This is a genomic window from Methanolobus sp., assembly GCF_030682845.1.
GTDB lineage: Archaea > Halobacteriota > Methanosarcinia > Methanosarcinales > Methanosarcinaceae > Methanolobus.
Genome location: NZ_JAUXNK010000083.1, coordinates 1 through 12,098, shown reverse-complemented (window position 1 = coordinate 12,098; position 12,098 = coordinate 1). Strand labels below are relative to the sequence as shown.

The window sequence follows — 12,098 nt, the reverse complement described above, 5'->3', positions numbered from 1 at the left end:
TATTATTGGATTTAATATATAATATAAAGGTTGTTATAATATGCAAACTTCACAATTGACCGGCCAGGATATTATCAATATGGCAAAACATGCCGTAGTAAGCCTTGACATGGAAGAAGCCGAACATGCTGCAAGGGAGGCTCTTGAAGCAGGCCTTGATCCTGTAGCGTTTATCGAAAAAGGTTTTGTGGCCGGAATGAAGGAGATTGGGGATATGTTCGAGGAAGACAAAATTACCCTTATGCAGATATTTGCAGCTTCAAAGATCATGGACGCAGGCCTTGATATCCTGAAACCTGAAATGGATAACCCGGAGCATAAGTTCTGTTTCTTCGGCAATATAGCCATGAACGTTTAATTTTGCTTTCTGAAGAACAGACGATTGAGTTTAGTTTCTGTTGATAAACTAAAAAGTGTAAAATTCTGTACTTTTTATATTTTTCTACAACCTATGTGATATGCCTGTTTTTAAATGCCATATCTATTTTAGTAAAATAGTAAATTATTTAAAGTGAAGCGCTATATTGGTTTTTATGAGCTGGTTTGTAGCTGATGCTGTTGACAGGGCTTTTGCCCGGACAAAGAAATGCCTGCTGGAACCCTTTGATTTCTGGAAATGGATGAAGCTGGCTATTATAGTGCTTCTCATCGGAGGATCAGGCTTCAATAGCGGAGGCGGCGGCAACAACTACTCTTTTGATGAATCGGACATATCTTCCATTCCCCCCGTACCGGCAGGAGCAGCCGATACATTCCAGCATATCTTTGACTGGTCCTCTTCCAATATGTTCGGGATCGCATTTGTGCTGATCATATTATTCTTACTTCTGGTGCTTTTGTTTTCTTATATCTCAAGTGTAATGGAGTTCGTTTTCGTAGAATCCCTTGTGAAAGATGATGTGAGGTTCTGGAAGTATTCCCGCAGGTACCTTGGTAACGGTTTTAGTTTGTTCCTGTTGCGCTTACTGCTTATCATTTTACTGTTGGTCATCATTGCTGCCGTGACTTTGCCCTTCATATACATTGTCATGGGTGCTTCGGCTACAACTTCCCCGGGTTTCACGGCTTCCAACGCCATTCTTTTCATCTTCCTGCTGTTTGCTCTGATCTTTTTACTTGCAATTGCCGGTGGAGTAGTTAGTTCCTTTATTGGCCTGTCCATACCTGTTTCCCTCTATACAGGGAACAATATATTCCGGGCATTCATGATGGTACTGAGAAATTTCAGGCGCGACCCATGGCAGATCGTCCTTTACTGGATCGGAAGAATAGTCCTGGGTCTTGTGGTAGCTATCTTGGTTGGCATTACAGCATTGGTGGTTATCTTATTGGCTCTGCTGATCGTGCTGGTGATAGATGGCCTGCTTTACATAGTGCTTACAGCTCTATGGCCGGGTTCAGCGGCAGTTTGGATTGTCCTGGTAGCGTTGATATTCATCCAGCTTATCCTCTTGATACTTGCAATAGCCTTTGTGAGCATGCCTGGTCAGGTCTTCCTCAGGTATCACCTGCTCACCTTCCTGCAGCTATGGTATCCGGAGATAGAGATTCCTATATTTGATGATCTCAAAGGTCCGGGTCATGAGGAAGCACCTGCATAGGTGCAAACTTCTTCCCTATGAGCCTATGTAAGAAGAAAGGCAGTGGATATCCTGCTGGATTGCATGCTCATCAGGACTATATCCTTTATCAGCAGAATAAGCGCATGGGAAAAGTGATACTTGCCTCAGCCTCTCCGCGAAGAAAGGAATTGCTGGAACAGTTATTAGGTGATGGGTTTGATGTATACATCAGCTCTTATGACGAGAGGCAGGTGGAAGGCTGTACACCCGAGGAACTTGCTGTCCATCATTCCCTTGAAAAGGCCAGGAATGTTGCATCTCATTTACAGGAAGGACTGATCATAGCCGCTGACACTTTTGTAGTTTGCAATGGTGAAATATTAGGTAAGCCCACTTCTGAAAGCATGGCAAAAGAAACCCTGCAGAAAATAAGCGGCCAGAAGATCAGGGTCATTACAGGCGTCACTTTGCTGGATATCGGCAGAGTTCTTGAGATCAGCGAATGTGAGACCACCCTGGTATTTATGAAAGATCTGTCACCACGGGAGATTGATTGCTACATTGACACAAGGGAGCCTTTCGGGAAGGCGGGTGCATTCGCCATCCAGGGAAAAGGTGCTCTGTTTGTGGAGCGGATAGAAGGCGATTACTTCAATGTAGTGGGGCTGCCTCTTTTCAGGCTGGGAAGGATGCTGGAGCAAATGCATGCTGAGTATATGCTCTGGGGCGGCAAGTATCCTTAGCAATGAAGTCCTCTCCTCCGGCAGCGTGAATACACCCGATTTTATCGCAAACTTAAAGTACGTGCATGAAAACATATTCCGCAGATATAGATTTGAAATCTTCATATTTAACGATAAAGGGGATGGCATCTTGGACGATATGACATTGAAAGAACGTTTCGTGCGCTCTGTAAAACAGGAGGAAGTTGACAAAGTGCCTGTGTGCTCCGTTACCCAGACAGGCATCGTTGATCTTATGGAACTATCCGGTGCCAGCTGGCCACAGGCTAACTATGACCCAGGACAGATGGCAACACTTGCTATAGCTGGCCATGAAATAGCTGGTTTTGAATCTGTACGCTATCCTTTCTGTACCACTGTCATTGCTGAGACCCTTGGATGCACTATAGCTGAGGGATCTTTTGATACACAGCCATACCAGCTGGATTTTCCCTGCAAGAATAAAGGCGATATCAAGAAAGTAAATATCCCCAAAGACCTCCTGGAAAACCGAAATATCAGAACCGCGCTTGAATCCCGAAGCAACTGCATTGGAAGGATATCTGCCAGCGATCCTGGAATGCGAAGGATCAGGACAATGCTGGAAGCTACTGACATCATCAAGCAGAGGATAGGGGACGATGTTCCATTGATAGCAGGGATGATCGGGCCGGCTGCCACAGCCTTCTATCTTGCCGGTGCGAATAACTACCTGAGGTGGTGTATAACAGACCCCGATGCTCTTCTGGAACTGATGGATCTCGGAGAAAAGGTGTGCGCCGAATATGCCAATGCTCTATATGATCATGGCGCAGATGCTGTGATAGTAATTGATTCCGAAGCCGGTCCCGACCTGTTCCCTCCGCCGCTGTTTGAATCACTGGTACTTCCGGTTTATCGGTCGCTTACAAGCAAAATGAAGGGGATGAAACTGCTTCACATGTGCGGGGATGCCACTGCAATCCTTGAGCCGCTGGCAGACTCCGGTTTTCAGGGACTCAGCATCGAAGAGAAGGTAGATGTAGCCTACGCCAGTCAGATGGTGGGCGACGAGGTATGCCTGATAGGTAATGTCTCCCCAGCGGAAACACTGCTTTACAAATCCAGGGACGTCATCAAGAAAGAAGCTAAACAATGTATCGAGGATGGTATAGGTATCCTTGCTCCGGGGTGTGGTATTGCCCCCAGGACGCCTCTTGAGCACCTGAAGGCCTTTGTGGCTGCAAGGGACGAGTATTACCAGGAAAAAGGACTCCTATAGGAGCCGACAGTTACCCAGGTGGAGGTCGTACCTGTGTATTGGACCGCGCCGGATTGCTTCGCAACTCGACACTGCAAAGAGACTGATGCGTCAATGCTTCGCATTCACGCGGGTTTTGAGATTAAGCGGTGTCCAACAACTAACTAAGGTCCGTGGGGCGCAGCGGGGGGGCCGCCACCCCCCACTACAGCCGTGGCTTAAAGGTCGAGATACATTCCTCCCTTAACAAAATGCTCGTTGCCTCTGGCCTTATACATGTTCAGGAAATCCCTGATTATCGGATTGACAATATACACGCCTCGCTGTTGCATGCCGTCGCTGTCGAACTTCTTGAGGAGGACGCCTTTTTTGACAAGGCGTTGGCGGACTGAGCGGTTGGCCTGGCAGGACTCGAAGATGTCGCAGTCTCTGAGGGAGTAGATCAGGTCTTCGGGTTCCTTGAAGGCCTTGGCGGCGAGGATTTAGAACCATGAAAACGGGTATTAAGCACTGCCCTTGAAGATGGTTGGACGCATCTGTACAAAAGAGGCAGCAGTTTCGGGTAATCTGTCTATCATAAATTGCATGATGTTTCCTCATCAAATCCATTGGAGCGAACACAAAAAGATATAGCAGAAATGGCCTTCTCTTCACAATCAATCCTTTTCTTGTACATGCACTGTCGCATCCTCATCCGGAGCTTCCTGATCGCCATGTGAAAATAGCCATTGTGTCGATCCCTGGTGGTTTGCAATCCGATTTTTCCGTCTTTTCTGTATAAAGTCCCCTGTTGCAGTAACAAAGCCGACCAATATCCCTAAGCCTATGAACACGTACATGATGGTGAATATCTTTCCGATGTCTGTCGTGGGGCTAAGATCGCCATAACCAATGGTCGTCAGGGTGATCACCGAGAAATATAATGAATCAAGCCACCCCCAGCCTTCTATGTTATGGTAGACAAGAGTTCCGAAGGCAAGAACAATTCCCACAAGTATGAAAAGACTTCGGAAATCTTCCTCTTTGAACATTTGTATCAGTGTTCTCACAAAGATAACAAATGCTATTATAACCGGGATTATAGATTATGTCCTCCCCTGAACTTAATCCGTAATACCTATTTGTACGTCCTGAATATAAAACCACTTACTCTTGAAGTAAAAAACTTTGTTTCGTAACAATGTTTCTCAAGTTTTAAGCTGCTCTGGTTCCTATTATTACAGGGAGAGGTATGTTTGGGTCAGTTTCCAGGGTTTGAGGCGGACTGTAAAGTGTGTCTGTTGCATGCACAGGTAAGTATTAAGGAGTTTTGTAGCGATATCAGGTACATATTTCTTTTTTACGTGATAGGCGATATATCAACGACTGTCTTTGCCCTTGAGAACGAACTGGGCTACGAGGCAAATTTCATCATCTCAGGTTTTCTTGATAATTATGGTTACTATAGTCTTGTAGTGACCAAACTGCTGTTCCTTTGCCTTTGTTTCCTGGACTACCTGTACCTTAAAAAGCGGGGCCATCCTTCTACCTGGAACATCACAAGGCATTCTATATCCGTTCTGGGAATACTGGTCGTTACAAATAACCTGCTTGTCATTGGTGGTGCAGGCAGTCCGCTGGACAAACTATTATGTATCCTATAATTTTTTGAAAAAGTGTCAGGTTCCTGTGAGGATTTATTAATACTACATGAAAGGTTATTATCTTTGGCATGAAAATATATTATAAACTTTCATTGTCCCTCTAAAAACTTGCGACCCTCAATTGGACCAAGGAGAAAACACATGAAACTCTGCATGTAACTGAACGGGTGAATGCATCGATATAAAGAAAATGCAATGTAAGGTGTTGTGCCAGAGCTGTGGGATGCCCCTGGAAATGACAGAGGATCTCGGGAAGAACATGGATAGCTCCAGAAATGATGAGTATTGCGTTTATTGCTATCAGAACGGTGGATTCATTTGCACACATCTACTATTTATACAATAACCAGCATCAAAAGAAGTAGCCTTATATAGTGTAACGGAGTAAATTGTATGAGGTGTGTGCCTTCTTTTACCACCGACCCCCACTCCCAACTGCACACACCTTAATTACGATGCAAATGGTTTGATCATTGCAATTAACCAGGCTGCAGTACTTGCAGAATCATTTGGATTGGCAGGACATAGAAAACGGTCAGGAAAGAAAAAACAAGGAAATGTCTATGCCTTCCCTACAACAACCCAGAAAATGCTTCCTTTGCCGCCCGGATTATCATCCACTCCATACATGCCGCCATGCAATTCGATAATTCTCTTAACGATGGCAAGGCCAAGACCGGTACCTCTGATGCCTTTCTTATCAGCGCGCTGGAAACGGTTAAAGATGCAGGGTTTATCACTGTCCGGGACACCGTGACCGTAGTCCTTGACCGTGATCTTCCACGCATCATTGCAGTCAAGGAAATCTATCACTATTCTGCTTCCTTGCGGACTGTATTTTATTGCGTTTGAGAGTAGGTTTGCAAACACTTCTTCAAGGATAGGGTTGGCGATTGCAACACACCTGGCACTTGTATCAATCTCGACTCTGTGGTCCTTCTCTTCTATATCTGTCCTGAAGTTATCCACAGAAGAGCGGAAAAGCGACACGATGTCTATTTTCTCAAAGACTATTTCATCGACCTTCTGCAGCTTACTTAACTTAGTGGCCGAATCAAGCAGACCTATGAGTTTCCTGGTATTCTCATGTATCCTCCTGAGGGCAAAGGTCGTGTCCTGGTCATTAGACCTTCTCTGGAGCTCCTCTGTAAAGCCCAGGACAATACCTGCAGGGGTCAGCAGGTCATGACGGATGATATCCGTAAAAAGTTCTTTTAGGTCATTGGATTCTTTCAGATCCTCCACACATCTTTGAAGCTCGTTTTCTGCAGTTTTCCTCCTGCTGATATCCCGTGCAACGCAGAGAAGAACCTCACGACCTTCGTATGCAATTAATTTGGCACTGATCTCAAAAGGCATTTCTGCACCACTCTTCCCCCGAAGAGTAGTTTCAAAAACCGCCTTTTCATTCTTTACCATTTGTTCTGCTATAGAGGACAGCAGTTCTGTGTTGCTGCCGACTATCAGGCTTAAAGGCGACATGTCAAGAAGTTCATCCTCACTATATCCAAGATGAATAGTGGCAGCCCTGTTGACGTAGATTAGTTTTCCTAAAAGTTCGCTTATGAATATCTGGTCTTCCATACTATCAAAAATGAGCTTAAGACCCTTATCCGATCTGTCACTTACTATCGTCTCCGGGTTACCGACTGCCCCAAAACCCGGGATAGAGTTATTTAACTCCAGTGACTTTATGTATTCCTGTTCATATTCCCTTTGCATGCTCCTGCACTCCCTTTAACCAAATGGTCTGGGCGATATGCACTGCCAACCATTAACTTCCCAGAATTCAATACATCTTTAAGCTTAATAAATATACCCATTAGACTAATATATGTAAGTTTTATAAATAGAAATAAATATATAATCGCCAATTAATCAAAATAGAATACAGCAGGCTTTAAAGAGCTCACACTTATCAGTAAATATAGGACTTTATACTGGTGATGTCACTGCCTGATGATGTGCTGATGATATCCATAAAAGCATCTTCATCAACGGGCGTCCCTGATGCCGCAAATGCCTGATTACTATACTTCATATTTTCAAGTCCTATGTCCACATACAACTCATAGGCCAGTGCAAATGCCTTCTTGTAACCGAAATCCACCCTGACTCCGCTAGAGGCATCCAGACTTTCGGGTATGTTCCATTCCGAGAGAGGGAAGTCATACTCATCCCTGAAGTCCTCATATTTCTGCAGGAACCGGTCCCTCCTCTCAACTGCTTTCTCAGGATTGGTCTCGTTTAGCACTATGTATGTGTACAGGTCTGCATATCCCTCATCCATCCATAGCTGATCGAAATTGCAGGCACGTGTCCAATAGTGCGCCAGTTCATGGATCAATATCTCGCTGCTCGAGGTATGCAGCATCCAGATACCTGCCCTGCCCTTGTTGAACCCGCCATAGCCACCTGTTTCAGTCAGATTTGCCTGTGTTATTGTAATGTCATAAGATGCCGGATAAGGCATGCCCCAGGTCTCTTCTAATATCGGCAGGCTTATCAGGGCAGTATCGAGCATCTGTTGCGCCCATACTTCTTCACCCTCCCAATATCTGATCTCTATCCGGACATCTCGTTCCTGCAGATGGGCCACATCACTAAGGATAAGGTGTTCAGTGTGCCTGACGGTATTAACAAGGCACGAACTACTCCAGTCCATCCCTCTCTGGAACCTGTAGATGCTGGAATATTCCATTTCTTCCAATTCATAGCCGTTTCTTGCAAGGTGTGTATCAAAGCCGGCTGGGACTTCCAGTGTTACTTCCGTGTTTTCTCCATTTTCAAGGATGTAGAACACAGCACTATTCCTGTTAATATCCAGCTCGTATTCGACATAGAATGTGTAGCTCTCCCCATACCACACCCTCCGGTTGTACTGGAAAACATGATAACCTTCCTCTACCTTCTGGAATACTACTCTTTTCCCGACATCATAGGCTTTAACGTTCTTTGCATTCTGTGGCAGGTAATGGTTAAAAGTAGAATAATATCCACGCTTGTATGTGGTACTGGGATCAGTGTTGGTGAATATGATCTGCTTTGTGACGTGTACGTTCTCACTTTCAGGTACTACCTTATAGGCAGAACTGACCTCTATGCCAACATCATTATAACCGGCAGTTGCAATCGGCATGCAGGCTAGAGAGATTATTAATGCAAGTATCAGACATTTCTTATTAAACTGCAGTTTCATCTCTTTCACTTCACCAGCAAAAGAAAGATTTAATGTAGTACCTTTTATATATTATGGCATTAGAAAATAATCTATGACCACAATTGAGCTATTTATGTGCATAAAGAGACTTATTTAATACATAATTTATAATATTATGTATAAATAATTCTCCTCAATGGCCACTGTGGGCAGGCAGCAACAATGTGGTACCCGGTGATGATAGCAAATAATTTAAACAGGGAGTTCTATGTGAAAGGGAGCGGAGATGTTCTCATGAAATACTGGCAGCCCAAGTATGAAACAATGAAAAAGGAAGAACTTGCAGCATTGCAATCAAAACGTTTGAAAAAGACGGCTGCATCTGTTTATGAAAATGTGCCTTTTTACAGGGAAAAGTTCAGACAGCTTGGCATCAGGCCGGAGGATATCAGGTCGGCCGATGATATCAGAAAGCTGCCAATGACAAAGAAGACCGATCTTCGTGATAATTACCCTTTTGGTCTTTTTGCTGTTCCTAAAAAAAACATAATCCGAATCCACGCATCCTCAGGAACTAGTGGGAAAGCGACAGTTGTCGGATACACAAGGAATGATCTGGAAACGTGGTCAGACCTTATGGCAAGGAACTTCACAATGGTAGGACTGGATGAGAACGATGTTTTCCAGAATGCCGTCAATTACGGACTGTTTACAGGCGGCCTGGGTTTCCACTATGGTATTGAAAAGATCGGAGCAATGGCAGTTCCAAGCGGCACAGGCAACACAGCCCGCCAGCTGGAAATGATGATAGACTTCGGCGTTACTGCCCTTCACTGCACTCCTTCTTACGCCCTCTACCTGGCTGAGACAGCACGCGAAATGGACCTTGTGGACGAACTCTCCTTGAAGGTAGGATGTTTCGGGGCTGAACCATGGTCATCCAACACCCGCAAACAACTGGAAAAAAGCCTTAACATTAAAGCCTATGACTCCTACGGCCTTTCCGAACTTATGGGACCCGGAGTTGCATTTGAATGCCAGGAGCAGAACGGACTGCATCTGTGGAACGATCACTTCCTTGTAGAAGTGCTTGATGAGGAAGGAGAACAGGTGGCTGAAGGAGAAAAAGGTGAACTGGTCCTTACATCCCTTACAAAAGAAGCACTGCCTATCATAAGGTACAGGACAGGTGACATCACAAGGCTGCTTGAGAGCGAGTGCTGCTGCGGACGCACCACTACCCGTATATCCAGGCTGCTTGGAAGGGCTGACGATATGCTCATTGTCAGGGGCATCAACGTATTCCCCTCCCAGATAGAGAATATCATCGCCAAAGTACCCGAGGTCACAGAGCACTTCCAGGTCATACTTGACAGGAATCAGAAGATGCTTGACGAGCTCACAGTAAGGGTGGAGCTCGAAGAGAACGCATTCACAGGCGAGCTCAAAGACCTGGCAGCTGTGAAGAGACATGTAGAGAACGAACTCAAGAGCGTACTTAACATCAGGACGGCTGTGGAGCTTGTCGAGAAAGGCACTATACCCCGCTCTGAAGGCAAGTCCAAGAAGGTCATTGACAGAAGGAATGCACTTTAAGGATATCTTATTAGACTATCAGAGCGGTGATAAAATGCCTCATGTGATGGAAATTCTGGGAAAGGCCCGGGTCGTTGTAAAAGATGGAAAGGTTGTCGAAGTGGGTGATCCACAGATAGAGTGGTGTCCGATCTTTGAGAAGGCGCGAGGAATAAAAGAGATCAACAAGGAGGAGATCAGGAAGAACATGGAGTTTCGCATAAGGGATTTTGGGCTTTTCACTGACAAAAGGAAACTTGAGATGGATGTTTTCGTTGGTTTTGGTGCATCCGAGGTCATGATGACCGGTCTTAACAGGGGCCTGATCGATACCACAGTTACTGTTTGCGACGGTGCAGGCACTGTCATAACAAATAATCCTTCCCTGGTACAGGGCATGGGAGCACGTATATCCGGCCTCGTTGAGACCGAGCCAATAGAAGCTACCATCAATGGCATTTCGCAGAGAGGAGGTATCGTCCTTGACCCTTCAGGTGCCAGGATCGACCCAGCAGGCGGAGTAAAAAGAGCAGCAGAGTTAGGTTACAGGAAGATAGCCGTGACAGTTGTGTTCCCGGAAACCGCAAAGGAACTGCGTAAGTTAGAGTCTGAAATGGACCTTGACCTTACTATAATAGGCGCTCATGTTACGGGCATCGGTAAGGAGTTTGCCATGGAACTGGTGAAACACCTTGACATTGTGACAAGCTGCGCTTCGAGGAATATACGAGAGATTGTCAAACCTCTTGCCCAGGTCGGCACAGCAGTGCCACTGTTTGCCATAACCCAAAAAGGAAAGGAGTTGCTCCTTGAAAGAGCAAAAGAGGTCGAATCACCAATCCTCATCAATACGATGTCCCTTCCGGCACTGCCCGGGCACAAGCAACCCAGGGAACTGGTCTGAACTGCTTTAAGATGGATGCATACTCACTCAGGAATCCTGAGCGGGTCCTTTTTCCTGTAAGCCATGCCTGTGAAGATTGCGATGGTATCACCGTTTTCGTTTGTAACATCGACAGTATAGGTTGCTATCTTTGGATTTATCGAAGTTTCCTTTGCTTCTGCAAACAGATAGCCTTCGCCGACTGCCTTGACAAAAGAGATATCTGCATTAATCGCTACAGCAGCCGTGCCATGGGAATTGGAAGCCGCTGCAAATGCCATGTCAGCAAGAGTGAATATCGTTCCGCCATGTACACTGCCAAGAACATTAAGATGTCTTTTTTCTATCCTCATCTCTGCCTTTGCATAGCCTGACGAAACCTCTTTTAAATGCATGCCAGAAATAGTCGCGAAATTCTCCTGCTCAAAATACTTGTATAACCTATCCATATCTATCTGACTTTCCTATTACAGGCTACTCCTTATAAGTTCCTCTGCCCGCAAAAAGAGAAATCCAAAAACTAAAATGATTAATAATTATGAATTTAGAAACGCTTAAATACATCTTATGCGTTTAATATCATGTTTAAACATGATAGAACATCGAAATGACTACCGAACACACGGTTAGTCCATGAAGATTACTATGTACCACAAAAAACGGGTTTAAACAGTGCGGGAGATTTTCAACAAAAGAACAAATGGCCTGCCACCCATTTGTTCTTTTTTCCTCCAGAATAAGCAGAGGACTATATACTATCGGATATAATCCTGTACATGATAGTGAGAACATATCAAGGGGTTAATGTGCTCACATCGTGACATTTCCAGTGAGATTCAGGAGGGCCGGTATTCATTAGTATCTTCTTCAGTAACTGGGAAAATATACTGAGGATAATTGTTTTTGCATTTTGCGGATACATCTCGCTTGTGTTTCTCCTGAGAACCATTGGATCTGCCTTCGCCACCCTTCTTATTGCGGGCAATGTCGCACTAATAGATGGCATAATTACCTTTGCAGCACTGGTAGGCCTGCAGTTTATGGTTACATGGCTGACTGCGAGATCCGACTTTATAAAGAGGACAGTCAAGAACGAACCCCGATTGTTGTACTATAATGGAGAATACCTGACAAAAAACATGAAAAAACCCGCATAGTAAAAGAGGAAATAGAACAGGCCATACGCAGTACAGGACAATCAAATACAGGTAATGTCAGTACTTCGCTAAATTTACTTCCTCCTTATCCCCACGCTATTGAATTACCTTAAACATTGCACTACTAACTGAATTCTTAACTTTCTTCTAAGCCAT

13 protein-coding genes are annotated in these 12,098 nt (G+C 44.8%); 8 read left to right on the top strand and 5 right to left on the bottom strand.

Features of this window, described 5'->3' with window-relative positions; all coding sequences use genetic code 11:
• Window positions 1–40 precede the first annotated feature (40 nt).
• The 4 genes from Q8J68_RS11635 to Q8J68_RS11620 all read left to right on the top strand — a co-directional run bounded on the left by Q8J68_RS11635 (window position 41) and on the right by Q8J68_RS11620 (window position 3,545).
• Window positions 41–358, top strand: a complete 318-nt coding sequence (locus Q8J68_RS11635) for a B12-binding domain-containing protein (protein ID WP_305311682.1) — start codon at window positions 41–43, stop codon at window positions 356–358.
• Window positions 359–533: 175 nt separating this feature from the next.
• Window positions 534–1,601: a hypothetical protein gene (locus tag Q8J68_RS11630; protein WP_305311681.1), complete on the top strand. Its 1,068-nt coding sequence runs from the start codon at window positions 534–536 to the stop codon at window positions 1,599–1,601.
• A 104-nt stretch (window positions 1,602–1,705) separates the two neighbouring features.
• Window positions 1,706–2,305 carry a Maf family nucleotide pyrophosphatase gene (locus Q8J68_RS11625; RefSeq protein WP_305311680.1) on the top strand — a complete coding sequence of 200 codons (600 nt, stop codon included), beginning with the start codon at window positions 1,706–1,708 and terminating at the stop codon, window positions 2,303–2,305.
• A gap of 130 nt (window positions 2,306–2,435) precedes the next feature.
• Complete coding sequence (locus Q8J68_RS11620) at window positions 2,436–3,545, top strand: methylcobamide:CoM methyltransferase MtbA (RefSeq protein ID WP_305311679.1); 1,110 nt, start codon at window positions 2,436–2,438, stop codon at window positions 3,543–3,545.
• A 635-nt stretch (window positions 3,546–4,180) separates the two neighbouring features.
• On the opposite strand, the gene Q8J68_RS11615 is transcribed toward Q8J68_RS11620, so the two are convergent.
• Entirely contained in the window at window positions 4,181–4,555 is a 375-nt protein-coding gene (locus tag Q8J68_RS11615; protein WP_305311678.1) for a potassium channel family protein, read from the bottom strand.
• A 204-nt stretch (window positions 4,556–4,759) separates the two neighbouring features.
• On the opposite strand from Q8J68_RS11615, the gene Q8J68_RS11610 reads away from it, so the two are divergent.
• Both Q8J68_RS11610 and Q8J68_RS15000 read left to right on the top strand, forming a co-directional pair.
• Complete coding sequence (locus Q8J68_RS11610; protein ID WP_305311677.1) at window positions 4,760–5,167, top strand: DUF5658 family protein; 408 nt, start codon at window positions 4,760–4,762, stop codon at window positions 5,165–5,167.
• Between the two features lie 190 nt (window positions 5,168–5,357).
• On the top strand, window positions 5,358–5,513 hold the full coding sequence (locus Q8J68_RS15000) for a zinc ribbon domain-containing protein (RefSeq protein WP_370867636.1): 156 nt from the start codon (window positions 5,358–5,360) through the stop codon (window positions 5,511–5,513).
• 215 nt (window positions 5,514–5,728) lie between these two features.
• Here Q8J68_RS15000 and Q8J68_RS11605 read toward each other — a convergent pair whose 3' ends face one another.
• Together Q8J68_RS11605 and Q8J68_RS11600 are read right to left on the bottom strand one after the other, a co-directional pair.
• Entirely contained in the window at window positions 5,729–6,889 is a 1,161-nt protein-coding gene (locus Q8J68_RS11605; protein WP_305311676.1) for a PAS domain-containing sensor histidine kinase, read from the bottom strand.
• Window positions 6,890–7,085: 196 nt separating this feature from the next.
• On the bottom strand, window positions 7,086–8,306 hold the full coding sequence (locus Q8J68_RS11600) for a hypothetical protein (protein WP_305311675.1): 1,221 nt from the start codon (window positions 8,304–8,306) through the stop codon (window positions 7,086–7,088).
• A gap of 315 nt (window positions 8,307–8,621) precedes the next feature.
• Here Q8J68_RS11600 and Q8J68_RS11595 point away from each other — a divergent pair, with 315 nt between their 5' ends.
• Together Q8J68_RS11595 and Q8J68_RS11590 are read left to right on the top strand one after the other, a co-directional pair.
• On the top strand, window positions 8,622–9,923 hold the full coding sequence (locus Q8J68_RS11595) for a phenylacetate--CoA ligase family protein (RefSeq protein WP_305311693.1): 1,302 nt from the start codon (window positions 8,622–8,624) through the stop codon (window positions 9,921–9,923).
• 34 nt (window positions 9,924–9,957) lie between these two features.
• Window positions 9,958–10,806: a methanogenesis marker 8 protein gene (locus tag Q8J68_RS11590; RefSeq protein ID WP_305311674.1), complete on the top strand. Its 849-nt coding sequence runs from the start codon at window positions 9,958–9,960 to the stop codon at window positions 10,804–10,806.
• A gap of 23 nt (window positions 10,807–10,829) precedes the next feature.
• Here Q8J68_RS11590 and Q8J68_RS11585 read toward each other — a convergent pair whose 3' ends face one another.
• Both Q8J68_RS11585 and Q8J68_RS11580 read right to left on the bottom strand, forming a co-directional pair.
• Window positions 10,830–11,234, bottom strand: a complete 405-nt coding sequence (locus Q8J68_RS11585) for a PaaI family thioesterase (protein WP_305311673.1) — start codon at window positions 11,232–11,234, stop codon at window positions 10,830–10,832.
• Between the two features lie 344 nt (window positions 11,235–11,578).
• Entirely contained in the window at window positions 11,579–11,875 is a 297-nt protein-coding gene (locus tag Q8J68_RS11580) for a hypothetical protein (RefSeq protein WP_305311672.1), read from the bottom strand.
• Window positions 11,876–12,098 lie beyond the last annotated feature (223 nt).

Coding starts and splice junctions, on each gene's coding strand:
- Q8J68_RS11605 (WP_305311676.1), bottom strand. CDS start 6,889: ATGCAAAGGGAATATGAACAGGAATACATAAAGTCACTGGAGTTAAAT.
- Q8J68_RS15000 (WP_370867636.1), top strand. CDS start 5,358: ATGCAATGTAAGGTGTTGTGCCAGAGCTGTGGGATGCCCCTGGAAATG.
- Q8J68_RS11595 (WP_305311693.1), top strand. CDS start 8,622: ATGAAATACTGGCAGCCCAAGTATGAAACAATGAAAAAGGAAGAACTT.
- Q8J68_RS11635 (WP_305311682.1), top strand. CDS start 41: ATGCAAACTTCACAATTGACCGGCCAGGATATTATCAATATGGCAAAA.
- Q8J68_RS11630 (WP_305311681.1), top strand. CDS start 534: ATGAGCTGGTTTGTAGCTGATGCTGTTGACAGGGCTTTTGCCCGGACA.
- Q8J68_RS11585 (WP_305311673.1), bottom strand. CDS start 11,234: ATGGATAGGTTATACAAGTATTTTGAGCAGGAGAATTTCGCGACTATT.
- Q8J68_RS11590 (WP_305311674.1), top strand. CDS start 9,958: ATGCCTCATGTGATGGAAATTCTGGGAAAGGCCCGGGTCGTTGTAAAA.
- Q8J68_RS11600 (WP_305311675.1), bottom strand. CDS start 8,306: ATGCCGATTGCAACTGCCGGTTATAATGATGTTGGCATAGAGGTCAGT.
- Q8J68_RS11625 (WP_305311680.1), top strand. CDS start 1,706: ATGGGAAAAGTGATACTTGCCTCAGCCTCTCCGCGAAGAAAGGAATTG.
- Q8J68_RS11615 (WP_305311678.1), bottom strand. CDS start 4,555: ATGTTCAAAGAGGAAGATTTCCGAAGTCTTTTCATACTTGTGGGAATT.